At 67.3% G+C, this 26,142-nt stretch carries 19 protein-coding genes and 1 pseudogene; 13 read left to right on the top strand and 7 right to left on the bottom strand.

Annotated features, from left to right (window positions below; translation table 11 throughout):
* The first annotated feature begins 148 nt into the window (after nucleotides 1-148).
* From ABEA50_RS14160 to ABEA50_RS14150, 3 genes are all read left to right on the top strand, one after another.
* Nucleotides 149-2,263: a S9 family peptidase gene (locus ABEA50_RS14160; RefSeq protein ID WP_345495796.1), complete on the top strand. Its 2,115-nt coding sequence runs from the start codon at nucleotides 149-151 to the stop codon at nucleotides 2,261-2,263.
* Nucleotides 2,264-2,345: 82 nt separating this feature from the next.
* A complete protein-coding gene (locus ABEA50_RS14155; RefSeq protein WP_345495795.1) occupies nucleotides 2,346-3,944 on the top strand; it encodes a DUF885 domain-containing protein in 1,599 nt (532 codons plus the stop codon).
* A gap of 588 nt (nucleotides 3,945-4,532) precedes the next feature.
* On the top strand, nucleotides 4,533-5,009 hold the full coding sequence (locus tag ABEA50_RS14150) for a B-4DMT family transporter (protein ID WP_345495794.1): 477 nt from the start codon (nucleotides 4,533-4,535) through the stop codon (nucleotides 5,007-5,009).
* A 38-nt stretch (nucleotides 5,010-5,047) separates the two neighbouring features.
* Here ABEA50_RS14150 and ABEA50_RS14145 read toward each other — a convergent pair whose 3' ends face one another.
* From ABEA50_RS14145 to ABEA50_RS14125, 5 genes and pseudogenes are all read right to left on the bottom strand, one after another.
* Nucleotides 5,048-5,413 carry a VOC family protein gene (locus ABEA50_RS14145; RefSeq protein WP_345495793.1) on the bottom strand — a complete coding sequence of 122 codons (366 nt, stop codon included), beginning with the start codon at nucleotides 5,411-5,413 and terminating at the stop codon, nucleotides 5,048-5,050.
* Between the two features lie 143 nt (nucleotides 5,414-5,556).
* Entirely contained in the window at nucleotides 5,557-6,717 is a 1,161-nt protein-coding gene (gene aroB / locus ABEA50_RS14140; protein WP_345495792.1) for a 3-dehydroquinate synthase, read from the bottom strand.
* A 332-nt stretch (nucleotides 6,718-7,049) separates the two neighbouring features.
* Nucleotides 7,050-7,571 (bottom strand): annotated as a pseudogene (locus tag ABEA50_RS14135) (shikimate kinase); the annotation flags it as partial.
* Nucleotides 7,568-8,839 (bottom strand): chorismate synthase, encoded by a 1,272-nt coding sequence (gene aroC / locus ABEA50_RS14130; protein WP_345495791.1) that lies wholly within the window; start codon nucleotides 8,837-8,839, stop codon nucleotides 7,568-7,570. The pseudogene ABEA50_RS14135 and the gene aroC, both read right to left, overlap by 4 nt.
* A gap of 42 nt (nucleotides 8,840-8,881) precedes the next feature.
* A complete protein-coding gene (locus tag ABEA50_RS14125) occupies nucleotides 8,882-9,406 on the bottom strand; it encodes an A24 family peptidase (RefSeq protein ID WP_345495790.1) in 525 nt (174 codons plus the stop codon).
* 188 nt (nucleotides 9,407-9,594) lie between these two features.
* Here ABEA50_RS14125 and ABEA50_RS14120 point away from each other — a divergent pair, with 188 nt between their 5' ends.
* The 7 genes from ABEA50_RS14120 (at nucleotide 9,595) to ABEA50_RS14090 (ending at nucleotide 15,080) form a co-directional block, all read left to right on the top strand.
* On the top strand, nucleotides 9,595-10,767 hold the full coding sequence (locus tag ABEA50_RS14120; RefSeq protein WP_425577609.1) for a M24 family metallopeptidase: 1,173 nt from the start codon (nucleotides 9,595-9,597) through the stop codon (nucleotides 10,765-10,767).
* Between the two features lie 80 nt (nucleotides 10,768-10,847).
* On the top strand, nucleotides 10,848-11,411 hold the full coding sequence (gene efp / locus ABEA50_RS14115) for an elongation factor P (protein ID WP_345495789.1): 564 nt from the start codon (nucleotides 10,848-10,850) through the stop codon (nucleotides 11,409-11,411).
* A 42-nt stretch (nucleotides 11,412-11,453) separates the two neighbouring features.
* The gene (gene nusB, locus ABEA50_RS14110) at nucleotides 11,454-11,963 is read left to right on the top strand and encodes a transcription antitermination factor NusB (RefSeq protein WP_345495788.1); all 510 of its coding nucleotides are present in this window, start codon (nucleotides 11,454-11,456) and stop codon (nucleotides 11,961-11,963) included.
* A complete protein-coding gene (locus ABEA50_RS14105; protein ID WP_345495786.1) occupies nucleotides 11,960-12,223 on the top strand; it encodes a YciI family protein in 264 nt (87 codons plus the stop codon). Before nusB ends, ABEA50_RS14105 begins: the two co-directional genes overlap by 4 nt.
* Nucleotides 12,224-12,637: 414 nt before the next feature.
* Nucleotides 12,638-13,534 carry a hypothetical protein gene (locus tag ABEA50_RS14100; RefSeq protein WP_345495785.1) on the top strand — a complete coding sequence of 299 codons (897 nt, stop codon included), beginning with the start codon at nucleotides 12,638-12,640 and terminating at the stop codon, nucleotides 13,532-13,534.
* Entirely contained in the window at nucleotides 13,534-14,226 is a 693-nt protein-coding gene (locus ABEA50_RS14095) for a hypothetical protein (RefSeq protein WP_345495784.1), read from the top strand. Before ABEA50_RS14100 ends, ABEA50_RS14095 begins: the two co-directional genes overlap by 1 nt.
* Nucleotides 14,217-15,080: an inositol monophosphatase family protein gene (locus ABEA50_RS14090; RefSeq protein WP_345495783.1), complete on the top strand. Its 864-nt coding sequence runs from the start codon at nucleotides 14,217-14,219 to the stop codon at nucleotides 15,078-15,080. The genes ABEA50_RS14095 and ABEA50_RS14090 overlap by 10 nt, the downstream gene beginning before the upstream one ends.
* Before the next feature lie 254 nt (nucleotides 15,081-15,334).
* On the opposite strand, the gene ABEA50_RS14085 is transcribed toward ABEA50_RS14090, so the two are convergent.
* Together ABEA50_RS14085 and ABEA50_RS14080 are read right to left on the bottom strand one after the other, a co-directional pair.
* Nucleotides 15,335-15,988: a Uma2 family endonuclease gene (locus ABEA50_RS14085; protein ID WP_345495782.1), complete on the bottom strand. Its 654-nt coding sequence runs from the start codon at nucleotides 15,986-15,988 to the stop codon at nucleotides 15,335-15,337.
* Nucleotides 15,989-16,036: 48 nt separating this feature from the next.
* Nucleotides 16,037-17,299, bottom strand: coding sequence for an ArsB/NhaD family transporter (locus ABEA50_RS14080; protein WP_345495781.1), 1,263 nt, complete (start codon nucleotides 17,297-17,299; stop codon nucleotides 16,037-16,039).
* 109 nt (nucleotides 17,300-17,408) lie between these two features.
* Here ABEA50_RS14080 and ABEA50_RS14075 point away from each other — a divergent pair, with 109 nt between their 5' ends.
* The 3 genes from ABEA50_RS14075 (at nucleotide 17,409) to ABEA50_RS14065 (ending at nucleotide 25,533) form a co-directional block, all read left to right on the top strand.
* Nucleotides 17,409-23,183 carry a WD40 domain-containing protein gene (locus ABEA50_RS14075; RefSeq protein WP_345496561.1) on the top strand — a complete coding sequence of 1,925 codons (5,775 nt, stop codon included), beginning with the start codon at nucleotides 17,409-17,411 and terminating at the stop codon, nucleotides 23,181-23,183.
* Nucleotides 23,184-23,280: 97 nt separating this feature from the next.
* A complete protein-coding gene (locus tag ABEA50_RS14070; RefSeq protein WP_345495780.1) occupies nucleotides 23,281-23,820 on the top strand; it encodes a DUF4334 domain-containing protein in 540 nt (179 codons plus the stop codon).
* Nucleotides 23,821-24,303: 483 nt separating this feature from the next.
* Complete coding sequence (locus tag ABEA50_RS14065; protein ID WP_345495779.1) at nucleotides 24,304-25,533, top strand: FAD-dependent oxidoreductase; 1,230 nt, start codon at nucleotides 24,304-24,306, stop codon at nucleotides 25,531-25,533.
* The last annotated feature ends 609 nt before the right edge of the window (nucleotides 25,534-26,142 follow it).

The raw sequence follows: 26,142 nt of genomic DNA, 5'->3' as shown, positions 1-26,142 counted from the left end.
GGCATCGTAATGGCTTTTCGGCACGGCGGTTACCCATCCTCGGCGGCCAATTCCAGCAGGAGTCGGTCCGCACCGAAAGGGGGGTCGGCGAGGGCGGGCCATGCGGAGCGATGTCGGTGGGGTCGTGACCCGCCGTTAGCATCAGAGTATGAGCGATGCGCTTTCCTACCCACGGCAATCCGCGCGAACCCAACGTTTTCTGCTCGGCACGCCGCGCGGATTCACCGTCGCACCGGACGGTGAGCGCATCGTCTTCCTGCGCGCCAGGTCGGGCACCGACACCACGAATCTGCTGTGGGTGCGCGATATTCCGACCGGCGCCGACCGACTCGTCGCCGATCCCGACGGGCTGCTGAACGTCGACGACGAGAACGACTCACCGCAGGAGCGTGCCCGGCGCGAGCGTGCCCGTGAGGCCGGAACCGGCGTCGTCGGCTATTCGACCGACGATGCGGTGACCACGGCGGCTTTCGTGCTGTCGGGCCGGTTGTTCGTCGCGGACCTGCGCTCGGGTGCGGTGGTCGAGCACGAGGTTCGCCAGCCGGTGTTCGATCCCAGGATTTCCGGGGACGGCCGCCGCGTCGCCTACGTATCCGATCGTCAGGTCCGGGTGCTGGAGCTCGACGGCGGCACCGACCGTGCCGTGATCGGGGCCGACGACGGTGAGGTGCGCTACGGCATCGCCGAATTCATCGCCGCCGAGGAAATGGGCCGAGGGCGTGGCTTCTGGTGGTCGCCGGACGGTGACCGGCTGCTGATCGCCGCCGTCGACGAATCGCCGGTGCGTCGCTGGTGGATCGCCGCGCCGTCGGACCCCGAGCGCGCACCCGCCGAGATCGCCTACCCCGCGGCGGGCACCCCGAACGCGGAGGTCACGCTGCTGCTGGTCGGGTTGGATGGTGCGACGACGGCGGTCGAGTGGGATCGCGGCGCCTACCCGTATTTGGCGAGAGTGCAGTGGGGCGCGGGTAATTCGCCGCTGTTGCTGGTGCAGGCGCGCGATCAGCGCGAGCAGCGTTATCTCACGGTGCACGTGGAGACCGGTGTCACCGAGGTGATCGCCGAGGACGTCGGCGAGCCGTGGATCGAATTGTTCGGCGGTGTGCCCACCCGCACCGCCGAGGGGCGGCTCGTGCGCATCGTCGACAAGGGTGACGCACGGCTGCTGGTATCCGGCCCCGACGAGCTGACGGATTCGAGCCTGCGTGTGCGTGGGGTGCTCGACGTCGACACCGACAGTGTGCTGTTCAGCGCGGTCGACACCGAGGCGGCGACGAGCACCGAGATCGGTGAGGTCCACGTCTATCGTGCCGACCGCTCCGGGGTGCGCAGGGTGTCGGATCGGCCGGGCGTGCACACAGCGGTTCGGGCGGGTGCTATCACCGTGCTGACGTCGAATTCCCTTGCGACACCTCGTGCTTCGGTGCGAGTGTTCGACGGTGACGCCGTCGTCGGTGAGATCGAGGCGCGCACCGCCACTCCCGCGCTCACCGCGCGGCCGCGACTGCTCGCCGTCGGCGAAGACCGGATACCCACCGCGGTACTGCTGCCGGAGGGTTACACCGGTGACGCTCGGTTGCCCGTGCTGCTCGACCCCTACGGCGGCCCGCACGGTCAGCGCGTTGTGCACGATCAGCGCGCCTATCTCGAGGCGCAGTGGTTCGCGAATCAGGGCTTGGCCGTGGTGATCGCGGACGGACGAGGCACCGCCAACCAGAGCGCGGACGGGCAGAAGGCGGTTGCCGGTGACCTGGCGAGCACCCTGGACGATCAGGTGGCGGCGCTGGCCGGACTTGTCGAGGAGTTCCCGCTCGACGTGGATCGGGTGGCTATCCGTGGGTGGTCGTTCGGCGGCTACCTGGCCGCGCTCGCCGTGCTGCGGCGTCCCGATGTGTTCCACGCGGCCGTCGCGGGTGCGCCGGTCACCGACTGGCAGCTCTACGACACGCATTACACCGAGCGGTATCTCGGGCACCCCGAGAAGAATCCCGAGGCTTACGAACAGAGCTCGTTGGTCACCGCGGCCGGGTTGTCGGCGGCGCGGGAACCGGTCCGGCCGCTGCTGCTGATCCACGGTCTCGCCGACGACAATGTGGTGGTCGCGCACACGCTGCGCTTGTCGACGGCGCTGTTGGAGGCGGGTCGCCCACATGAGGTGCTGCCGTTGTCGGGTGTCACGCACCGGACCACCCAGGAGGAAGTCGCGGAGAACCTCCTGCTGTTGCAGGTGGAGTTCATCAAACGCGCGTTGTCCTTGGACTGAACGCCACGGGCGTGGTGGCCGATGGCCGTGGCAGGGCGCGGGCTGTCCGGGTGTGGGCGTGCCCGGTCGATACCATGGTCGGATGGCACAGACCGGGGATACTTCGGACAACGGTCATGATCTGGCCACTTACTCCGCGCGGGTGCTGCACTTGCTCTGGTCGTACGCACCCGACGCCGCGATCGAGGTCGGTCGGTTGCCGCCCGTGCTGTGGGAAGACCCGCGCCGAGGCAATCGGGACGCGCTGCGCGAGCGCGCCGCCGAGCTGGCCGACGCGGTGTCCGAGATCCGGGGCGGGTCCGACGATTTCGTGGCGGCGGCGCGATACCACCTGGAATGCGCCGCAAGCACCATGGCCCACAGCGATATCGGTGAGCTGAACCATATGACCGGCCCGGTCTCGCGGCTTTCCTGGGCGTCGCGGTCGTGGCCGAGAGCCGAGGACCCTCGCTTCGCGCGGTATGTGGAACGGCTGCGAGCCTTTCCCGAGTACGCGAGCCGCCTTATCGGCGAGATCGAGCAGGCGGGGACGCGTGGCTCGACACCGGTGTTGCGTGCGTTCGTCGAACAGGTCGACACGCTGGTGGCCGAGCGGGAAACCGGACCCGATCCGCTGCTGTTCGATCTGGAAGCCGCACGCGCCGAAGATGATTCAGTGGTTACGCCGCCACAGCCGGTGCTCGATGATGTCTACGTCGCGTTGGCCGACCTGCGGATGGTCGCCGTCGCGGCGCAACGGGACGCGGACGAGACCTCACCCCTGGCGGATTCGGCGGCTGGCGCCTCGCGCTACCGCGACGCGATCCTGCGCGGCACGAGCGTGTCGATCACCCCGGAACGTGTCGAAGCCTTGGGGAGGAACACATTACGCGCGACCGACGCTGAATTCGCCGCACTCGCCGAGCGTGCCACCGCGCACGATTCGCTTGTCTCGGCAGCGGAGATCCTGTCCCGATTCCGCCGGGCCCACGCCATGCTGGACGCGAAAAGCCGTGTGCTCGTAGAACACTGGCCGCACACCCCGTGCGAGGTGATCGCCATGCCCGACACCAATGCCGCCACCGGCCCCGCGGCGTTCTACGGCCCGTCCTCGCACCGCAACAACCGGCCCGGCTCGCTCTACGTGAATCTGACCGTACCCTCGGTGACCAGGCCGTGGGAGGTGCTGCCGCTGGCCATGCACGAGGGGGTGCCCGGTCACCATCTGCAACTCGCGCTGCTCGATGAGAACGACGAGCTCCCGGACCTGCTGCGGCTGCTGCCGGTGAATTCGTTCACCGAGGGGTGGGCGGTGTACTCCGAGACCCTCGCGTCGACGATCGGCGCGGTCGCCGACACCGACGACCTCGACCGGCTCGGGTTACTCGCGCATCAGCGATGGCGCGCCGCCCGCCTCGTCGTCGACGTCGGGTTGCACGTGCACGGTTGGAGTGTCGAGCGCGCCGTGGAATTCATGGTCGAGCAGACGCGATTGGACGCCGCTCAGGTACGCAAAGAAGTCATCCGCTACCTGGCCTGGCCGGGACAGGCACTCGGTTACGCCCTTGGCGCACAGGTCATCTCGGAGTGGGTGCGCGAGCAACTCGACGCGGGAAAATCACTCGCGGCCGCACACACTGCTCTGCTAGCTCGCGGCTCACTGCCCTTGCGTGCGCTCGCGACAGATCGGGAGACCGGCTGAGGATCGTGCGTGAGCTCGGCCCGCGATCGGCTCGCGTGCGTGTCCAGCGACGCGTGTTGTCCGAACACCGTGATCGGTGTTTTGTTGTTGCGCGTGCAGCACCGTTCTCCGGTCGGGTTGCGCCTCGGCGGCCCCGCGCCACCGCAGTCGACCCCTGTGTCGGCATCCGACTGACGCGGTCCGTGCGGGTTCGTTGGTTCGGGCAAATCTCCGCCCGGCAAGTTTTGGCGGCCGCGTCTTCTCGGTGCGAGTTCGATCGATTCCCTGTGGCCTGCTTGGTGCACCCCGGTGTGCTTGCGGCGGGGTAGAAGTAGACGATGAGCGGCGTTACTGCCAGAGCAAGGGGACCATGCCGAGTGCGTCGCCGATGAAAAGGGCGCTCCCGGGCAGCGAGACGGCCGTGAACTTGCCGTGTCGGTCTCGCCCGGACGTTCGGAACGAGGTGTTTCGGCGGCCAGCGGTCGGGCGGGTTTTCGTTGCGGCGGTCGTGTCGGTTGTGTGGGGATCGCCGGGTGGCCTGCCGGGAATCGATGCCCGCCCGTGCCGTTCGGTTCTGTCACGGTACGGCTCGGGGTTATGGTGGAACGCATGATTGCTTGGGTGGTGCGGGCCACACTCCTCGGCGCGCTGGTAGTTCTCCTGCGTGTCGCGTTGGGGTTCGGAATGATGTACTGGCCCACCCAGGGTGGATTGATGCGCATCGGTTGCCTCGTGGTGTTGCTCGTGGCGATCGTCGCGTGGGGTTTCTACGACGGCCACCACGACCGGGTGCACAACCCCGAACCGGAATCCGGCACGGACCTGACCCTGCGGTGGTTGAAGGCCGGAGTGCTCGCCGGACTCGGCAGCGGACTGGTGGCCTGGGTGCTGGATTACATCCCGCGCGTCGACCTCGGCGAGAACGGCGTCCTGTTCGAACTCACCGCGGGCGCGTCGTTCATCGTCCTGCTGGTCTTCATCCCCGCCCTCATCGGCGTCGGCATCGGCCGCGTGGTCGCCGACCGAGGCAACAACAAGGAGACCGCCTCGGCTCCCGACGACACCGTCGCGGCCAGCCCGGCCTGACCCACCCGTCCGACGCTCGACATCGTGGATTGTGGCCGTCAACTCCCCGCTTGACGGAGACTGATCCGATTGCCGTCGGGATCGCTGAGGACAGCGAACACGCCGCCGGGTTGTCGGCTCGGCGGGCTGGTGAAGACGACGCCGCGTTCGGTGAGGGTCCTGTGTTCCTGCTCGAGGTCGTCGCAGTCGATGACCAATCCGCGCAACGACCCCGGCGCCATCTCGTCGAACCAGGTCACCAGTGTCAGACTGGTTTCGGCACCCGGAATTCCGACCTGAATCCAGCGCAGACCATCGCCGAAGGTGGATTCGGCGATGAGGTGAAAGCCGAGCTTGTCCAGGTAGAAGCTCTTGGCACGGTCTTGGTCGCCGACCGGAACCGAAACGACGGAGATAAACTGCACGGCCGCTACCCTAGTGCCCTATCGACCACGGCCGAAGTGCCCTATCGACCACGGCCGATCCCATAGGTAGGGGCGCCCTGGCGGAACGATCCCGAGGCGCTGGGTTCAGCGGATGTGATCGGGACCGAGTGCGCACCTGAGGGTTACAGCAGGATCGGTCCTCCTGGCGCGGCGTCTTCGCGGGCTACGGCGGAGTATGCGGCGGCCAAGAGGGCGGGGTCGGGGCCTTCCAGGCGGCCTGGTTTGGCCAGGCCGTCGAGGACGACGAAGCGAAGTACGCCGGAGCGGGACTTCTTGTCGGTCTGCATCGTCTCGAGCAGGTGCGGTAGCGCGTCGGCGTCGTAGCCGGTGGGCAGGCCGACGGCGGCGAGGATGCTGCGGTGGCGGTCTGCGGTGGCGTCGTCCAAGCGACCGGCGAGGCGGCCGAGTTCGGCGGCGAACACCAGGCCGACCGAGACGGCGGCGCCGTGGCGCCAGCGGTAGCGCTCCCTGCGTTCGATGGCGTGGCCCAACGTGTGGCCGTAATTGAGGATCTCCCGGAGATCCGATTCCTTCAGGTCGGCGGCTACCACGTCGGCTTTCACCTGGATCGCGCGCCGAATCAGTTCCGGCAGGACGGCACCCGTGGGATCGAGTGCGGCTTCGGGGTCGCGCTCGATCAGGTCGAGAATCACCGGGTCGGCGATGAAACCGGCCTTGATGATTTCGGCCATGCCCGCCACGATCTCGTTGCGCGGCACCGTTTCCAAGGTGACAAGGTCGACCAGCACGGCGGTCGGCTCGTGGAAGGCGCCGACCAGATTCTTCCCCGCCTCGGTATTGATGCCGGTCTTGCCACCGACGGCGGCGTCGACCATCGCGAGCAAGGTGGTGGGTACGTTCACCACGCGCACGCCGCGCATCCAGGTGGCGGCGACAAATCCGGTCAGGTCGGTGGCCGCGCCACCGCCAAGGCCGACGATCACGTCGTTGCGGGTCAGGCCGATCCGGCCGAGGACCTCCCAGCAGAACCCGGCCACGGCCAATTCCTTGCCGTCCTCCGCATCCGGGATCTCGATGCGATGGGCGTCGACACCGGTGTCGGCCAGTGCCTTTCGGACCACCTCCGCGGTCTCGGTCAGTGGCGGCTGGTGAAAGATCGCGACCGTGCGCACCCCGCCGGTCGCCCCGGTGACCGAGTCGACGAGTTCACCGAGCAGCCCGCGGCCGATGATCACCGGGTACGGGGCAGCGGTGCGGACCTGGAGATGGGTCGGCTCCTCGGTGGGCGCTGCCGTCGGTTCGCCTCGGGTGTCCTCGGTCATGTCTGCTCCGATCCTGTGGGTTTCGTGGGTTTGCGTGCGCGGGACCTGCGTGGACGACGTCGCGGGGTCCGACCGCTCGGCGCTGCCGCATCGGCATCGGTTCCGGGAGCCGGTGCTGCTGCGGTGCTCGACGGCTTCGCCGGCTGCGAGTGTCCTGCCTGTCCCTTCTGTGGTGTGCCGGATTCCTCGGCTGCCGCGCGGCGAGCCGCCGCACGGGCGCGCGCACGACGGCGGGCTCTGGATCGACCGCTGCCCGAGGGCTTGGCGGGTGTGGCGTCGGCCGCCACGGTGTCGGCGGACGGCTCGGTGTCGGCGACCGGTGCGGACTCCAGCGACAACTTGTCCATGACCATGCGCACCACTCGACCGGGACTGCGCCCGTCGGTACGCAACTTGACCGTTGCCACCTCCCGGTACAACGGACGACGTTTGCGCATCAGCTCGCGGTACTTGGCATCCGGGTCGCCCCCGTTGAGCAGCGGCCGCGCGGTGCTCGCGCCGGTGCGGCGAAGTCCTTCCGCCACACTGATTTCCAGGTACACGACGGTCCGGTCCCGCAGCAATGCCCTGGTGTGAGCGGAAAGCACCGCGCCGCCGCCCAGCGAGACGACACCGGGTTCGGTGCGAAGGGCGCGGCGCACCACACGCTCCTCGATCGCGCGGAATTCCGGCTCCCCGTCGGTGGCGAAGATGTCGGCGATACTGCGTCCGGTGTCGCGCTCGATCGCGGCGTCGGTGTCGTACAACTCCACGCCGAGTTCTTTGGCGAGCTTGCGGCCGATCGTGGATTTCCCCGCGCCCGGCGGTCCGACCAGTACCACGCACGGAACGCGCGGGTCGGTCTGCACGATCATCGTGACCGGCTGTCCGCGCCTGTCGGATCGACGTTCGTCGCGGTGCTGTGCTGGTGATCCTGCTCGTTCGTACCCGAGGCGACGTGGCTGGCCTCGCGGGTGAGGTAGCCGGTGATGTTCGCCGCGGTCTCGGCCAGCGAGTCGCCGCCGAACTTCTCCAGCGCGGCCTGCGCCACGACCAGCGCCACCATGGACTCGGCGACCACGCCCGCGGCGGGCACGGCACAGACGTCCGAGCGCTGGTGGATGGCGACGGCTTCCTCGCCGGTGGCCATGTCCACGGTGGCGAGCGCGCGTGGGACCGTGGAGATCGGCTTCATCGCCGCGCGCACGCGCAGCGCCTCGCCATTGGTCATGCCGCCTTCCACGCCACCCGCGCGATTGGTGGAGCGCAAAACGCCGTCCGCGCTCGGCCGCATCTCGTCGTGTGCCTGGCTGCCGCGGCGGCGTGCGGTCTCGAATCCGTCGCCGACCTCGACACCCTTGATCGCCTGGATGCCCATGAGCGCACCGGCGAGCCGAGCGTCGAGGCGACTCTCGCCGCTGGTGAAGGAGCCGAGTCCGACGGGGAGACCGTCGATCACCACTTCCACCACGCCACCCAGTGTGTCGCCGTCCTTCTTGGCCGCCTCGATCTCGGCGATCATCGCGGCTTCCGCGTCGGCGTCGAAGGCACGCACCGGGCTCGCGTCGATCGCCGCCAGATCCGCGCCGGTCGGCGCTACTCCCGTGGTATTGGCCGCGGTGCCGATCGAGACGACGTGCGAGACCACCTCGACACCGAAGGCCTGCCGCAGGAAGTTCCTGGCCACGGTGCCAGCGGCGACACGGGCCGCGGTCTCGCGCGCGCTGGCGCGCTCGAGCACATTGCGTGCGTCGTCGAAGCCGAATTTGCGCATGCCGGAGTAATCGGCGTGGCCGGGTCGCGGTCGGGTGAGCGGCGCGTTGCGCGCCAGATCGGCGAGCTCGGCAGGGTCGACGGGATCCGAGGACATGACCGTCGTCCATTTCGGCCACTCGGAGTTCGCGACCTCGATCGCCACCGGCCCGCCCATGGTGCGACCGTGCCGGACACCACCGACGACGGTGACCTTGTCGGCCTCGAACTTCATTCGCGCCCCTCGGCCGTAGCCGAGCCTGCGGCGCGCCAACTGGGTGGAGATCTCTTCCGAGGTCACCTCGACACCGGCCACCATGCCCTCGAGGATGGCGACGAGAGCAGGACCGTGGGATTCTCCGGCAGTTATCCAGCGCAGCACGTCGTCCATCTTCCCATGTCGGCGCCGCTGCCATTCGCACCGGTCGGCCGGTCAACTCGCCACCACCAATGCCGAAACCGTGGCCAGGCACATCGCGGGGCCGTGCGGCACAGTGCCACTGGGGTTTCCGCCCGCCTCGTGGCCGCGGGGGCGAGCTCGCCGGGTGGCGAAGATCATCACGATCGCGGCGCCCGCCGTCAGTATCGGGGCGAGCAGCGCCGCCGAAACCCACGCGGCCGATCCGCCGAGCGCGGCGGCACCTCCGAGACCGACGGCCAGTTTCGCATCGCCGGCGCCGAGGGCTCTCGGCATGACCAGGTGCACGAGTAGGTACGGCGCGGCCAACATCGCGGCACCGGCCGCCGCCGTGGCGAATTGGGTGGTGTACAGCGCGTATCCGAGGACGCCGAACGCGCCCGCGACCGTGAGTGTGTTCGGTAGACGGTGCTGGCGCAGGTCGATGACGCTCAGTGCGACACACCAGGTGAGGAAGGCGGCGAACGCGACAAGGGGCATACCGATGAGCCTTCCGCCCGAGTCGACCGGGAACAACGGGGCGAACCGCAATGTGGACAACTCGTCGAAATGTGAACAACGTATGTTCACAACGGTCGCCGACGGAGCGGACGTGTGTCTCGATGTGGTTGCCGGGCAACGGCATTGCCCTGCCCGATCCGCGGCGCCCGCCCCCACCGCGCGACCGGCGGCGCGCGGGACTCGTGTTTGGTGGCCGCGATACCGGGTGTCGGCGGTAGCTTTGACGCATGTGCCCTGATCAGCCAGGTCGTGAGCCGGGCAGCGCCGCGCGGGAATCCGCCGCGCGAGTGCCGGATCACGCGGGTCGACGGGCGACGCTACGCAGCATTCTGATGGAGCACGGAGTCGACGGATTACTCGTCACCGACCCGGCGAACGTCCGATACCTCACCGGTTTCACCGGGGTCTGTGCGGCGCTGCTGGTCTGCACCTGGGACACCCGCACCGCCGAGGACCGCACCGTCTTGGCCACCGACGGCAGGTATCGCGACCGGATTCGCGCGCAGTCGCCGGATCTCACCGCCGAGATCGCCGGTGCGGTCGACCGTCGGCTGGTGGAGCTCGCGGGCGAATGGAAGCTCGGCAGAATCGGCTACGAGAGCCACGTCGTCACTGTCGACCAGCATCGAGGCTTCCTCGACCAGCACACCGGCCTGGATTTCGTCGCCACACCGGGACTGGTCGAGCAACTGCGCGTGGTGAAGGAGCCCTACGAGTTGGCGCGGCTGCGCGCAGCGGGCGTGGCGGCGGACGGTGTGCTCGCCACACTGCTTGCGCGACAGGCGCTGCGGCCGGGGCGCACCGAACGTGCGGTCGGCATGGATGTGGCCGCGGCGGTATTCGAACACGGCGCCGATGTGGGCGCGCGCGAGATCGTGGTCGCGGCGGGCAGGAACTCCGCCGCGCCGCAGCACCGGCCCTCGGAGGCGGTCCTCGCGCGAGGTGACCTGGTTCGGGTGGACTTCGCGGTGACGGTCGCCGGTTATCACGTCAACCTGGCGCGTACCTTCGTGCTCGGCCCACCCACCGACTGGCAGCGTGCCGCGCACGCACTGGTCGAGCGGTCGAGGGCGGCGGGCATGGCGGTGCTGCACGCCGGCGCGGTGGCCGCGGAGGTGGATGCGGCGGCGCGTGCGGTGGTGGCCGAATCGGGGCACGCGAAGCTGTTCGTGCACCCGTTCGGGCACGGGGTGGGGCTGCGCATTCAGGAAGCGCCCGGAATCGCGAAAACGGCAACCGGTACACTGCTGGCTGGCGTGGCGGTGGCCGTCGAACCAGGTGTGTACTGGCCCGACCGTGGCGGAGTCCGTATCGCGGACACGCTCGTGGTGCGCTGTGTCGAGGCCGGGGGCCTGGAACCGCTCACCAACGCCAGCACGGAACTGATCGTCGTCGGCTGACGCCGTCCGAACGGTTTCCGCGCACACCAACGACCATGTGGCAGAACGACCATGTTGTAGAACGAGGAGATCCGAAGACAGTGGCGGACACCAGCGACTTCAAGAACGGCCTTGTGCTGAAAATCGACGGTCAGCTCCAGCAGATCACCGAGTTCCAGCATGTGAAGCCGGGCAAGGGCCCCGCCTTCGTACGGACCAAGCTGAAGAATGTGCTGTCCGGCAAGGTCGTCGACAAGACCTTCAACGCGGGCGTGAAGGTGGAGACCGCCACCGTCGACCGGCGTGACATGACCTACCTGTACCACGACGGCACGGATTACGTGTTCATGGACGGCGACACCTTCGATCAGATCTCCATCGGCGAGCAGACCATCGGTCCCGCGCATCGCTTCCTGCTGGAGAACATGTCCGTGCAGGTCGCCACCCACGAGGGTGAGCCGCTGTATGTCGAGCTCCCGGTGACGGTCGAGCTCGTCGTCAAGCACACCGACATCGGCCTGCAAGGCGATCGTTCCACCGGTGGCACCAAGCCCGCGACCCTGGAGACCGGCGCTGAGGTATCGGTTCCGCTGTTCATCAACACCGGTGACAAGCTGCGCATCGATTCGCGCGACGGCAACTACCTCGGCCGCGTCAATGCTTGATGTCCTGTTCGGTCGCCGCATGGCGATCGGGAGGGTGTGACCGTGGCTGAGCAGTCAGGGGACAAGAAGTCCTCCTTCAAGAAGCTCGGTGCTCGGCACAAGGCGCGCCGTCGCGCCGTCGATCTGCTGTTCGAGGCGGAAGCCAGGGACGTGGACGTGGCGGATCTGCTCGGTGAGCGCGTCGAGTTGGCCGAACGCGATCAAGCGGTCGCGCCGGTAGCGCCCTACACGAACATTTTGGTCGAGGGTGTCGCCGACGACCTGGATCGCGTCGACGGCACCATCGAGTCGTATTTGCAGGACTGGACGCTGGAGCGACTGCCTGCGGTGGACCGTGCGATTCTGCGCATCGCGGTGTGGGAGTTGTTCCACGCCAACGATGTTCCCCCGGTCGTCGCGGTGGACGAGGCCGTAGAGCTGGCCAAGGAGTTGTCCACCGACGACTCGCCGTCGTTCGTCAACGGTGTGCTCGGCCAGGTCGTGAGTCTGGCACCGCAGGTGCGCGCCGCGGCGGCCGCGACCAGGGCCTCGGACCGGGATCACGAGGCGTGAGCAGCTACCTGGTTTTGGCGTTGCGCACGCCGCGTTTCGATGCCACGGTCGTCGAGCCGCACCGCGATTTTCTGCGGCACCTGTTCGACGGAGGCCAGCTGCGCGAAAGCGGTTCGTTCACCGACGGGACCGGCGGGGCCTACGTCATCGAGGCCGAGAGTCTCGATGCGGCAACCGAACTCGCGCACGCCGATCCGTTGCACACCACCGGTGCGTCGGAACTCGTTGTGCGCGAGTGGGATATCACCCTGTCGCGCTGAGCGACGCCCGACTGTCCGGTCAACCGGTACCGCTCGACCTACCGACCGCGAGGATTGCTTCGCGGTCGGTTTTCGTTGTCCCGGACGACCATCCGTCGCGCGTGTGCCCGCGCGAATGTCACCACCGATCGAGTGTGACCCGTACGCACCCGCCGGGGGTGTACGGGAACCGGCGGGTGCGCGACGCCGTGCGCGAAGGCACGGTGGCGGGGGTCGCGCGGAGTTCGTCCGCCGACCGATTCCGATCCTGCTACCTCAACCGCACTCGAGGTCAAATGCGCGAAACGTGCGGTGGGCCATGGTCTTCGCCTACGGTATGTCCAGCGGCATTGCGGCGCACGACTTCCGAATTCGATAGCGGCGGCCACCGGGCTGGCCCTATTCTGGAAGGAATACGCCAGGGGAGGACGAATTTTGCATACGGCACGATGGCTGATCTGGTTGCGCAACAACGTCGACGGCCTCGTCGCGCTGTTGCTCGCCTTCACCGTCGGCGTGCTCGCCGTCGTCGATGTGATCAACGACGATGCCTTGAACGAGGCGATCCTGCTGGTCCTCGGTCTGCTCGCCACCACCTTGTTGCGGGATCGGCACCTGTCGGCCAAGGCGATGCGCGATGCGTCCTCGGTGCGGCTGCTCAACGGTCCCGAGATCGGGCACGCGCTCGCGATGGCCCGCCGTGGCACCGAGCAGTGGGTGTTCAAGGGCGGCACCGGCACCTACATGCGCGCGGTCACGCTCCGTGAATGTGTCGAGAACGCGCGCCGCGAGCAGCGGCCCTTGCGGATCCAGATCGAGGTGATCGATCCGAGCAACGAACAGCTCTGCAAGACCTATGCGCAATTCCGTTCGTCGCTGGCGCCGGAGACGAGCGGTTCGATCGAACCGTGGACCACCGAACGGACCCGGCGCGAAGCGTTCGCGACGATCTTCGCCGCCTGCTGGTATCAGCAGCGATTCACCTTCCTGACCATCGACGTCGGCCTTTCCGCCGTGATGACGACCTTTCGCTGGGACCTGTCGTCGTCGTGTGTGATCGTGACCCAGGACAATCCGAACACGCCCGCGATGTTGTTCGAGCGCGACAAGCCGTACTACCGCGATTACCACCGCGAACTGGTGTCGAGCTTCAATCAGACCAGGCAGGTCGAGTTGAGTCGCGGTCTGGATTCGCCGCTGTCGGACGAGCCGACCGTCGATCAGTCGCGCACCTTGTTCGACCTGCTCGGCTTGCCGCTACCCACCTCGTTCACCGACCGCGACGTCGCCGACATCGTTCGTCGCGCGTTGCAACCGAGGAACCCGTACTGATGGACGAGTACGACCGCCTGCATGCCCTGGTTGCCGCCACCTCCGGCCGCGCGGTCCGGGCGTGGGCGCGCGACTTCCTGACCGAGGTGTTCGAGGGGCGTCGGGATCTGGTCGCGATCCGCCACCCGCTGGGATTCCTGTGCTTCCCCGCGTGGCGCGGCGGCGGGCGTGGTGTGTGCATCCATGTGTGGACCGAGGGCGTGCGCGCGGATTCGACCACGTCCGCGATGCACGCGCACAGCTGGGATCTGCTGAGTATCGTGCTGTACGGGACGGTCGGCAATCAGATTCTCGATGTCGACGATGCGGACGACGACACGGCGTTCGCGCCGACCCACCGATTGTTCGAAGTGCACAGTGGTTCCGAGGGTGACCTGGTCCGTGCGACCCCCCGCGCGGTCGGCTACCGGACGCGTTCGACCGAGCACTTCCGTGCCGGCCAGGTCTATACGCTGCGTAACGGTGCTTTTCACCGTTCTGATGTGCGCGGCGAGGCGGCCACCGTGGTGCTCGGCACCGATCGAGTCGGCACGGCGGATCTGTCGTTGGGCACGTTCGGTACCGGCGACCATCGGGTGCGCCGAACACCGTGCACCAGGTCGGAAACCCGCGGTGCCGCGCGAACTGTTCTGACACACTTGTCCGAGCGCGTGTCGCCGAACCGACTGGAGGACCGATGCGAGTGGACGTGACGAACGCGGCGCCGCCGGACACCGTCATCGATAGGGCGGCGCGGGTGGCCGTCGCGGCGGCGGCCGAGGCGGGCGCGGCGATCCGCGCGGGCTTGGCGGGTGCGTTGTCGGTGCGTACGAAGGACGAGAGTGGCGATCTGGTCACCGACCTGGATCTGCGTGCTGAACGAATCATCCTGGGGCATATCCGTCGCGCTTTTCCCGAGCATCGCATCCTTGCCGAGGAGGCGGGTTTGCTCGACAGCATGGATGACGCGTGGTGCTGGGTGGTCGATCCGCTGGACGGCACCAACAATGTGGCCGTGGGTCTTCCGGTGTGCACGGTCGGTATCGCGCTGTGCCACAACGGTGTTCCCGTCGTGGGGGTGGTGCACGAACCGATTCCCGACCGAACCTGGTCGGCGGTGCGGGATCGGGGCGCGATCGGGCCGAACGGTCTGCTGTGGCGCCCGGAGCACCGACCGACGAAGGCGCCCACTTTGGCCTGGCTACAAGGCTATCCGGTCACCCGCACCGACACCGCCGCGCGCGCTTTACGATTGACGCTCGAGGCGTCCTCCCGCCGGTTGATCCAACTCTGGTCGCCGTTGCTGTGCTGGGTAATGCTGAGCCGAGGCGACATCGACGGCTTCGTCGGTTACCGCGCCGGACTGGTCGACCTCCCGGCCGGCGCCCTGCTGGCCCGCGAATCCGGCATCCACGTCACCGATTTCGACGGCGCCCCGCTCAACGACTTCTTCGACCCCGAGGGCGCGGAGGTCGATTTCATCGCCACCAGACCAGAATTGGTCTCCGAGCTGACCCTCCTGGTGAAATCCGCCGCCGACGTCACGGTCACCGGTTTGCCCGGCTGAACGCTTTCCGCGCCGAAATTCATGCCGGGCGCTCGCGTCCGAAGGCTTTCCACCGCGAGCCTCGGCTGGCCCGGTGGCAGAACGGATCACGCACGACCGCGCGCACGGCCCAACCGCCGACCAGCTGCGGCCGATTCTCCCTGTTGCCCGGTGGTGCCGGCACGACGGCGGTCTTTGTGCTTCCGAGTCATGTCGGTCACGCTGCGTTCGGTGATACTGCCGTGTCCCACGAAGATGTCGGATCGTCGGCTCGATCAGTACTCGAGGTCGGACCAGTCGATAGTGATCGGGAACGGGAATTCGATCCGCACCCCGTGCTCGTCGGCAGGTGTCCATTCGCCTGCCACGAGGTAGTTCGCCGGGTGCGGTGGGCGTACCCCGACGGGTAGCTGAGCATGGCCGGTCTCGAGCGCGTAAGCGCGTACCACAGCGATCGCGCTGGTGTGACGAGCCAGGATGACTTCCCAGTACCAGGGGATTCCGGCGCCCGCGTAGCGACACTTCTTGGCTTCCATGTCCGACCGCGTATTCGAGGGGGAGTGCACCTCGCCGACCAGTAGGGTATCGGCGGCTCTGACATCCTGGTAGGCGGATTCCAGGCAGCGGTGTATCAGGAAATCGGGGGTGAGGAAGTCGGATTTACCGTTGTCGCCGAGAAAGACGTTGGTTTCCACGTTCACGCGCCAACGGGTGTCGGAATTATCCGATGTGGACTTCCGTGCGCAGCTTTCCATCGCGTTGCGCATGCGGACGGTGAACATCTGATGTTCGGCCGGCCCGCGGCGCGCCCACACCACGCGACCGCCCCAGAGTTCGATCTGCTGGGCGATATTCTCCGGCAGTTGTTCGAGCTCGTCCCAGGTCATGCACTCGGGGAGGTCGGGTTCGTCGATCCGTGGCACGGGCATGCGGCCACGGTATGCGGTGTCGGTGCGTCTCACGAGCGGGCTTGTCGCCTATCCCGTCAGCAACAGCGCACCCACCGCCCCCGCGGTGGCGATCACGGCGAGACCGAGTCCGGTGAGTACGAAACGGGTCATCGGTATGCGCAGGCCGTGGGTTCGGCAGAATTCCAGGCACAGCAGGGTGGCCAGGGAGCCCCAGGGGGTGACGATCGGGGCGAGGTTGGTGCCGATCAGGAGGGCGAGGAGTTGGTTGTGGTGCTCCACCGGGACGACTGCCTCGCCCGCGGTGTAGGCGGGGAGGTTGTTGGCGACGTTCGACAGTGCGGCACCGGCGCCGGCCGCACGGAACGCGCCGGCCGCGCCCGAGTCGTCGCCGATGAGCGTGTGCATGAGGTCCGAGAGTCCCAGTCGCCCGAGGGTCGGAACCACGAGAAACAGTCCGACGACGAAGACGAGCAGTTGCCACGGGAACAGCGACCAGCGCAGGGACTCGCGGTCGAATATCGCGAACGCGAGCACGGCCAGGACCGCCGCGAGGGCCGCGGCGACGCCGATGCTGTCGCCGACGACGGGAATCGCCAGGATGAACAGCACACAGGCGCCCGCGGTGGTGTAGAAGAGCACGCGTTCGGAACCCGAGCGCGGTCGGATCGGTTCGGGCGGGGTGTAGTGGTCGTCGTCGCGCCGACCGCGCCGCCAATACCAGACCCACAGGCACAGCATGCTGGCCAGTAGTGAAACCAGTTGCGGCGCCCACATTCTGGCCGCGAACCCGGTGGCATCGAGCGCGACCCGATCGGCGGCGAGCAGGTTGGTGAGGTTCGACACCGGCAACAACAGGCTCGCGGTATTGGCCAGCCACAGCGTGGTCATCGCCAGCGGCAGCGCGGGGATACGGGCGGGCACGGCGAGCGCGAGCATCACCGGCGTGATGAGTACGGCGGTGGTGTCGAGATTGAGCAGAATGGTGGTCGCCGCGGCGAACAGCACGCACAGCAGGAACAACGCGGGATAGTTGCCGCGTCCCAGGATCGCCAAGCGATGGGCGATCACATCGAAAACCTTGGCTTGCCTGGTGAGTTCGGCGAGCACGATGACGCTGCCGAGGAAGAGCAGCAGCGGGCCGATCCGCCGCAGATTGGCCTCGGCCTCTTCGCGGGGGAGCAGCCCGGTGAGCACACACAACACTCCGGCGACGAGCAACCCCACACGCACCCAGTCGAGCACGGTCAACCCCCACCGGGTGGTGGGTGTGGCGGCGTCGTCGAGCGTGCGTTGTGCGGAGGAATCGACCTGTTCGGGCACGCCTGCCATCATGACAGGATTTGTCCTGAGCCCCTTACCTGTTCGACGCGCTCGACGCGAAACGAAGCGTCGTGCCCGGTGGTCGCCGCCACACTGGAGGCGACATACTGGAGGTGTGATGGAGCGGGACGCACGGCCACGGGATTTCTTCATCAGTTACTCCCCGGCCGACGAGCGATGGGCTACCTGGCTGGCTTGGCAGCTGGAGACCGCTGGCTATCGAACCCTCATCCAGGCCTGGGATTTCGTGCCCGGCACCAACTTCATCGATTTCATGGATCGCGGCGTGCGCGACTCGGCCGTGGTGCTGGCCGTGCTGTCGGACAATTACCTCGGATCGCGCTACGGCACCATGGAATGGCAGGCCGCCTTCCGCACCGATCCCGGCAAATTGTTGCCGGTACGCATCGCGGATTGTCAGCTCGACGGATTGCTCGCGACCATCACCTACCTGGATCTGCTCGGCGTGTCGAACGCGGAACGGGCACGCGGGATCCTGCTGGAACGAGTGCGTCATCTGCTGGCCGGTCGTGCGAAACCGTGGGACGAACCGGGGTTTCCGCAGGACGCGCTCGCAAGCCCGGAAGTGGTCGACGAGGAGGGTGTCGACCCGGCGGCGATCGAATCTTCGCTCGGTAGAAGGACTCCGGTCGCGGCTCCGAAGTTTCCCGGCGACTCCGCCGACCGCGCCGACCACCCCGGCATCGCCATTCTGCATGTGGCCGGTCCTCGATTCGGTCGCGGCTTGATCGCGCAGGACGAGCCGAGTACGGCACAGGAATTGCAGTCCCACATCTGGGCGAATGTCACCTCGATGGTCGACAATGGCGCGCCGCGGCCGGATCTGATCGTGGTCACCGGTGACTTGACCGAATCGGGCAGGCCACGCGAAATCGATGAGGCGCTGGCGTTTCTCACCGGTCTGCGGGTGCTGCTCGGGTTGGAGCCGAACCGGCTGATCGTGGTGCCTGGCAATCACGATATTTCCAGGCCCGCCTGTCACGCCTATTTTCTGAACTGCGAATCGCGCGAACACGAGCCGAAACCACCGTACTTTCCGAAGCTGGGCCATTTCGTGCGCTTGTTCGGCGAGCTGTATCAGGGTTTGGACGATTTGGTGTTCGACATCGGGCAGCCGTGGACGTTGTTCCCGATTCCCGAATTGCGGGTGGTGGTCGCGGGTTTGAACTCGACTATGGCGGCGACCCACCTGCCCGAGGACGATTACGGCAGCATCGGCGAACCACAGGCGGCGTGGTTCGCCGAACGTCTGCGCGCCTTCGAGGACAGCGGGTGGTTGCGCATCGGCGTGGTCCGTCACGATCCGCTGCCGGGAACGGCTGCCGCGCCGAACGATCCCGCTTTGCTGCGCGATGTCGATGTGCTGTCCAGGATGCTCGGGCGGCGGCTGAATCTGCTGCTGCATGGGCCAGGGCCCGGCGGGGTGCACATGGACCGGCTGGACGATCGACTGCCCGTCGTGCCGGCGAGCGCGCCGGGGCGCGAGGAGATCGTGCACATCACCGCCGACGGGTTGGAGCGGTACTTCGCGGCCTCCACCTCGGGTCGGTCGGGAACGCCGACCGCGCACGCCGAGCTCACCTGGGTCGGCGCCGACTCGGCGCTCGCGCCGAGCGTCGTCGCCGAACTCACCGGTGGCGCACCCGAGCAGGAACCAGGGCCACCCGATCCGATCGACCCGCACGGCAAGCTGCTGGAGCGGGTGGTCGAGGTGTGCCATACCCGGTACCCGGGTGTCACGGTGCGCCGCGTCGAGGTCGGTCTCGCGCACCTGTTGGTCACTCAGCAACGCGACGAGGTCACCGCGCAGTGGCGGATCGGCGCGCATGTCGGCGACATGACCAGGCAGGTGATCGAGGAATTCCTCGCGCTCGACCCGGAATACGGCTCCGAGCTGGTCTATCGGGGTGCTGCGCCGCCGCGCTCGTTGCGGGAGGAGGCGGCAAGTCACGGGTTGCGAGTGCGTAGCTTCCTGGAGTTCCAGGGCCTGCTGGATCTGGACGGTTACCTGGCCGGTCAGGTCGAGCGGTTGCGTACCGACCGCCGCTATCCACCGGAACTGTATGTGCCGCAGCGTTTCAGGGAATTCGAGCACGGTGAGCAGTCGATCCGCGACGACCTGGTCGCGGAGCTACTGCACTTGCTTTCGACCGATCACGGGCGTTTCGTGCTCGTTCTCGGTGATTTCGGCAGGGGCAAGACGTTCGCGCTGCGCGAGCTCGCGCGCAGGATCACCGAGACGATGCCCGCGCTCATCCCGATCCTGATCGAATTGCGCACCCTGGACAAGACACACTCGGTGGACGCGTTGGTCGCCGCGCACCTGGCCAATCACGGCGAGGAACGCATCGACCTCAAGGCGCTGCGCTACATGCTGCGCGAGGGCCGCGTGGTGCTGTTGTTCGACGGTTTCGACGAGCTGGTGACCCGGATCAGCTACGAGTTCGCCGCGGAGCACCTGGAAACCTTGCTGCAAGCCGCCGTGGGCAAGGCGAAGATCGTGGTGGCCAGTCGCACACAACATTTCGAGTCCCGTGCCCAGGTGCTGACCGCGCTCGGTGAGCGCGTCGGTCAGCTGGCCGACCGGCAGATCCTCAATATCGAGGAGTTCGCCCCCGCCCAGGTGCACGCCTTCCTCACCAATCGCTACGGTGGCGATGTGGAGCGCGCCGACGCGCGGATGGGTTTGATCACCGGCATCGAGGATCTGCTCGGGCTCGCGCAGAACCCGAGGATGCTGAGCTTCATCGCCGACTTGGACGAGGGGCGATTGCGTGCGGCGGAGGGTGCCAAGCAGACCGTAGGCGCCGCGGGACTGTATCGGGAGATCCTGGAGTCCTGGTTGGCCTTCGAGGTGAATCGCACCGCGTCGATCGAGGGCGCGCTGCCGGGACTGCGGTTGACCGAATTGTGGCTGGCGGTCACGGCGTTCGCGTTGCGGATATGGGAATCGGGTCAACCGTATCTGCGTGCGGGCGAATTGACCGAGGTGGCACAGGGTTTGGTCGAACTGACCGGGACGAACCGGATGTCGATTCCGCAGTCCGCGCACGCGATCGGATCGGGCAGCCTGTTGGTGCGCACCGAGGAAAACCTTTTCGGCTTCATCCACGCTTCGGTGACCGAATGGTTGGTCGCCAACCACATCGCCGACCAGTTCGCCGCGGGTGTCGAGGCGCCCGTCGAATTGGCGAAGGCGCCGCTGTCCACGCTGACAGTGGATTTTCTCTGCGACCTCGCCGACATCAGGACGGTGCGCGCATGGGCCGACGCGGTGCTCTCGGGTGGCGACGGTGCGGGGCCTTCGGACGAGACCACCGAGGACATCGCACGGGCCAACGCGATTCGCGTGGTCACTCGTCTGCGCACCGCACCGGATGCCGACCTGCGCGGAGCCATCCTGGTGGGCGAGGACCTCTCCTACCGTGACATGCACGAGGTCGATCTGACCGGCGCCGATCTGACCGGCGCGCGGCTGGTGGGGGTCGAACTGGACGGCGCGGTCCTGCGTGGTGCCCGCTTGGTCGGCGCGCGATTGGACGAGGCGAGCCTGATCGGCGCCGATCTGACCGACGCCGACCTGCGGGGCGCCCGGCTCGCCCGGACGGATCTGACCGGTGTGCGCGCGCACGGCAGCCGCTGGAATCGCGCGGCACTGCTCGAGGTGGTCGGTGACACCCCCGAGGGCGCCGACCTGCGTGGTGCCGCGATCGTGCCGGGCATGCGGGTGCGCACGGAATTCGCACCGGCGGCGGTGGGTGTTCGCCACGGCTTCCACGCGCGCCACGGCAGGTTGCCGCAACCGTTGGCCTACAGCCCCGACGGGGCGACACTCGCGATCGGCAGCGACGACGGTGGTGTGCTGATCTGCGACAGCGAGACCGGACTTCCCGTGCGCACGTTGCAGGGTCATCGCGACCGGAGTTTCGCGGTCGCCTACACCGACGGCGTGCTGGTGAGCGGTTCCGGTGACGGCACCGTCGACCTGCGTGACGCGCACACCGGCCGTCTGCTGCGCATTCTGCGCGGGCACAAGGAGTGGCCGTGGCCGGTGGTTTTGAGCCCGACGGGTGACGTGCTCGCGACCGGCGACGCGGACGGGATGCTGCGGTTGTGGGGGCTGCCCGACGGCGAATTGCGCCACGAATGCGTTCCCTCGGACGGCAAGCGGGAGCTGATCTTCAGCCTGGCGTTCCACGGCACGCTGCTTGCCGCGTCCTATCGCAGCGGGTTGGTGCGGTTGTGGGACGTGGAAACCGGCCGTGAGCTCGGTGAGTTCGTGGGTGCGTCGGGTTCGGTGTTCCGCATTATGTTCGACCGGACCGGGGAACTGCTCGCGGTGGGTGGGATCAACGGGACGCTCACGCTCTGGAATCCGCGCACACGCACCAAGGTTCGTGAACTCAGCGGGCACACCGGGCGGGTGTACACGCTCGCGTTCCACCCGAGTCGTCCGTTGCTTGCCAGCGGCGACACCGACGGCGGTGTGTATCTGTGGGACGTCGAGTCCGGTGCCGCGGTGCACGAGATCGCCGAGCACAGGGCATCGATCTACTGGTTGAGCTTCGATCCCTCGGGTGAGTTGCTCGCCTCGGGCGACAGTGCGGGGTTGCTCTGCCTGCACGACACCGCGACCGCGCAACCCCGCCACCGTTTCACCGCGCACACGGGATCGATCTGGCCGTTCGCCTTCCGCCCGGACGGCGCGCAACTCGCGGTCACCGACGATCAGTTCACCACCCGGTTGTGGGATCCGGTCACCGGCGCCTGCAAGCAGGTGCTCACCGGGCACGGGCGCCAGGTACGCACGGTGACCTTCAACGCCGACGGCACCATGCTGGCCACCTGCGGCAACGACGGCATCGTCCGGTTGTGGGATCCGGTGGCGGGCACACTGATTCGGCAGGTGGCCGGCAGCGAGGATCGGCTGTTCACCTTCGAGTCGGCCTTGTTCAACGCCGCACAGCCCCAGCAGTTGGCGACGGTGGGCAACGACGGACGCCTGAGCTTGCTCGACCTGTCGACCGATCTGTTCCAGCGCCACATCAGTGTCGAGGCCGCGCCGGTGTGGACATTCGCCTTCGACCCCAACGACGTCTATCTCGCCACCGCCAACGACGACGACACCGTGGTGCTCTGGGTGCGTACCACCGGCGGATTGCACGCGGTGTGTGCCGAACACCATGGTCGGGTGCGGTCGATCGCGTTCAGCGGCGACGGCAGCGTGATGGCGACCGGTTGTGACGATTCGGTGGTGCGCCTGTGGAATGTCGCCAACGGACGGCTGCGGCGTGAACTGCGCGGGCATCGGGATCGGGTGTACGCGGTGGCTTTCCACGAAGACCGCCTGGCGAGCGTGTCGTGGGATCACACCATTCGGATCTGGGACGTGGGCTCGGGTGCCTGTCTGCACGAGTTCGACCAGCACAGCGGACGGTTGTGGGCCGCGGCGATCGACCGGCACAGCGGGATCCTCGCCACGGGCGGCGACGATCTGGTGATTCGGTTGTGGGACATGGCTTCCGGGCGTCACCTGCACACCTTGGAGGGGCACACGCGCAGGGTGTGGTCGTTGGCGTTCGATCCGGTGCATGGCCATCTGGCCAGTGGTAGCGACGACGGAAGCACGATTCTGTGGAGCGTGCCCGGTGCGGGTCGCGACCCGAATCCCGCCGAGGAACCGGCCATCAGGACGCAGCTGCTCGGGCTGCCGGAGGGGTGGGCTTCGGTGGCGCCCGACGGTCGCTACAAGGCGGAAGGCAATACGGCGGGACAGTTCTGGCATGTCATCGGGATGTCGCGGTTCGAGTCCGGCGAATTGGACCGTTTCGTGCCCGAGGTGCGGCGGTTGGCACCCGAGACGCCGTTCTGAGCTACTCGTCATCGTTGGTCGGCCCGCGAGTATGCGCCGTCGATGAGAGATAGATAGAGTGCGGGTCGCACCGTCGCCACCCCAGAAGGAGCCGGACATGGTCGAGAACGACAACGCCGCGCCATTCGCCGGTTATCGCACTCGCGAAGAGGCCGAGGCTCTGTTCGACGGCCTGCCCGCCGTGCGCGCCGAGGAGATCACCACCGGACGCTGGCGCGGCTATGAAGTGGACACCGGGCACCCGATGGGCGGCACGCTGTCGGCATCCGGTTGGTACGGCAAGCAATTCGACGATGTGAACACCGTGCACCCGTTGCTGTTCGCTTCCGGCAGCAAGATTTTCCCGATCGACCCGCGCCGTGTGCCGTTGGGTTTGGCCGACCGTATCCCGCTGGGCGCGTTGCGTGCGGTTCGGCGTGGCTTGCCGGTGTTCGGACCCGCGTTGCGCACTCGCAAGCCGACAGCGCGGTTGCGCGACATCGAGTTCCGTGGTGCCACCAGCGCCGCCATGGTCTACGACCACCTGCCGATCATCGATCATTTCCGTCGAGCGGACGAGCGCACGCTGCTCGGCTTGATGGATCTGCGCGGTATGTCGCAGCCGTACTTCTTCGCTTTGCGTCGCGACGACGCCTGAATCAGTCTGTCGCTCTGCGGTATCCGGCGCGTCGGCTGCCAGGTCGCGAGCTGCGAGTGGTCGAGACCGTCGAGTTGAAGACCCGGCTGGTTGGGCGGGACGCCGGGTCGGGGCGATTCGCGCGGATCAGCTCCTGGCGCAGTAGTCCGGCGTCGGGTGGATTACCGAAATCCGAGGAGACCAGAACTCAGCGATCGCCGAATTCAACCCGCGTGCTCGAGTTGGCGGGCGCGTGGTCGAGGCCCGCGCGTTCGGTGTGGAACGTTCCCCGCGGTGGTCACGTGCACTTGCGCTGGGAATTCTGGCTTGTCGGCGGAGGACTTCGGTGAGCGTCGGCGGCACGGTGTTCGCGACTCGGCAGACGACTGTGCGTCTCGCCCCAGCGGTAGCGACCGCGCTGTCGGAACGCTGACGAGTTCGGGGTCCGGGTACGCGTATGTCGGTACGCGGCACGTGATGTCGGCCCCGCAGTAGGATCGTTGGATGGAGCGCACCGGGTGTGTGATCGCGGGTGGCGGTCCGGCGGGAATCATGCTCGGACTGTTACTGGCGCGCGCCGGTGTTCAGGTCACGGTGCTCGAGAAGCACGGCGACTTCCTGCGCGATTTCCGTGGCGACACCGTGCATCCCACCACCCTGGACCTCCTCGACGAACTCGGCCTCGGTGACGAATTCGCGAAACTTCCCGCGCGCGTACTGAATCAGGTGCAACTGCCGGTCCGCAACGGGTTGCAGACCCTGGTCTCGCTGCGCAATCTGCCTGGCAAACACAAGTACATCGCGATGGTCCCGCAGTGGGACCTGCTGAATTTGCTGGCCCGAGCCGCGCAGCGGGAACCGAACTTTCGGCTGCGGATGAACACCGAAGCCGTCGGTCTGATCCTGGGCGAAGGCGCGGTGCGTGGGTGTGTGTACCGCACGTCCGAGGGGGAGCGCGGCGAGATCCACGCCGAGCTGACCGTCGCCTGCGACGGCAGGAACTCGGTGTTGCGCGCCGAGGCGAACCTGCCGGTTCGGGAATGGTCGACCCCGATGGACGCGTGGTGGTTTCGCCTGCCGCGCACCGAGATCGACCCCGCCGGTGCCATTCCGGTCGCCACCGCACGTCGGGTCGCCGTGCTGCTGGACCGTGGCGATTACTGGCAGTGCGCGAGCATCATCGCCAAAGGTAGTGACGCCGTGGCCCGGCAGGGACCGGTGGCCGAGGTCGTTCGACCGCTGGCGGAGGCGGTGCCGTGGTTACGCGATCGCGTCGACGTACTCACCGAATGGGACCAGGTTCAGTTGTTGAATGTGCGCCTGGACCGCCTACGCCGCTGGTACAGCGAGGGCTTCCTGTGTCTCGGCGACGCCGCACACGCCATGTCGCCGGTCGCGGGAGTGGGCATCAACCTCGCGATCCAAGACGCGGTCGCCGCCGCGAGAACCCTTGCCCCACCGCTGCTTTCCGGCCGAGTACGGCTCCGCGACCTAGCCCGCGTGCAACGCCGCCGCACCTTTCCCACCGCCGTCACCCAGGGCATCCAGCGACTGGTGCATGCCCGAGTGATCGGCCCCGCGCTGTCCGGCCGCCTGGATATCGCCAACGCCGACCGCGCTCCGCTGACCGTGCGGGTGTTCGCTCGAATCCCGTACGTCCGCGGCATTCCGCCGTACCTCATCGCTCGAGGGATACGCCCCGAGCACGCGCCGGGGTTCGCGCGCCGAATTTGACGGGCGGGCGCCGTCTGAGCACCGGACCAAATGAAGATCGTCAACGAGTCCGGGTTGTAGACCTGATCTTGTCGAGCCGCCTTAGGCGGTTGTCCTAGCGTCTGACGGCCGCTCGATCACTCGCCCTGAGGTGAGCCACAGCTCAAACCCCGGAACATGCGTCGACTGCCGTTGTATCAGCTCTCGCGCGGTCGCCTCGATGTACTGCGTGTCATCGACCAGTCTCGAACAACCGAACGTGGGTACGAACACAACCCACGCCGGACCGCAGCAATGAACACGAACCTCGTAGTGCACGACACACCCCTTTCGGCTGTTGGTTCACTCCCCGGTGCCAGGACTCGACACCAGCACCGGGGGCTTGCTCAGGGACGCTACGAACCGGTTTACGGCTGGTCCATGAGTTTGCACAGGTATGCAAAGATCTGACAGGCCTATGGCGTGTTTCATGCCGTTGAGGGAGCATCAATACATGCACTGCAAACTGCTGCATACGGTCGGACGAAGGGTGGGACGATGAGATTACGCTTTCTCGGCAAGGGTGGCTCCGACGCCAACGGGTGTCCGTCGCTGTACGCCACCGACCATGACAGTTACCTGGTCCAGGGT

Source organism: Nocardia callitridis, assembly GCF_039543305.1.
Taxonomy (GTDB): domain Bacteria; phylum Actinomycetota; class Actinomycetes; order Mycobacteriales; family Mycobacteriaceae; genus Nocardia; species Nocardia callitridis.
Note: the sequence above shows the minus strand (reverse complement) of the source record. Positions and strands in the feature narration are given on the sequence as shown.

Coding starts and splice junctions, on each gene's coding strand:
- ABEA50_RS14095 (WP_345495784.1), top strand. CDS start 13,534: ATGGACGAGTACGACCGCCTGCATGCCCTGGTTGCCGCCACCTCCGGC.
- ABEA50_RS14070 (WP_345495780.1), top strand. CDS start 23,281: ATGGTCGAGAACGACAACGCCGCGCCATTCGCCGGTTATCGCACTCGC.
- ABEA50_RS14080 (WP_345495781.1), bottom strand. CDS start 17,299: ATGGCAGGCGTGCCCGAACAGGTCGATTCCTCCGCACAACGCACGCTC.
- ABEA50_RS14085 (WP_345495782.1), bottom strand. CDS start 15,988: ATGCCCGTGCCACGGATCGACGAACCCGACCTCCCCGAGTGCATGACC.
- aroB (WP_345495792.1), bottom strand. CDS start 6,717: ATGACCGAGGACACCCGAGGCGAACCGACGGCAGCGCCCACCGAGGAG.
- ABEA50_RS14120 (WP_425577609.1), top strand. CDS start 9,595: ATGTGCCCTGATCAGCCAGGTCGTGAGCCGGGCAGCGCCGCGCGGGAA.
- ABEA50_RS14150 (WP_345495794.1), top strand. CDS start 4,533: ATGATTGCTTGGGTGGTGCGGGCCACACTCCTCGGCGCGCTGGTAGTT.
- ABEA50_RS14160 (WP_345495796.1), top strand. CDS start 149: ATGAGCGATGCGCTTTCCTACCCACGGCAATCCGCGCGAACCCAACGT.
- aroC (WP_345495791.1), bottom strand. CDS start 8,839: ATGGACGACGTGCTGCGCTGGATAACTGCCGGAGAATCCCACGGTCCT.
- ABEA50_RS14065 (WP_345495779.1), top strand. CDS start 24,304: ATGGAGCGCACCGGGTGTGTGATCGCGGGTGGCGGTCCGGCGGGAATC.
- ABEA50_RS14075 (WP_345496561.1), top strand. CDS start 17,409: ATGGAGCGGGACGCACGGCCACGGGATTTCTTCATCAGTTACTCCCCG.
- ABEA50_RS14155 (WP_345495795.1), top strand. CDS start 2,346: ATGGCACAGACCGGGGATACTTCGGACAACGGTCATGATCTGGCCACT.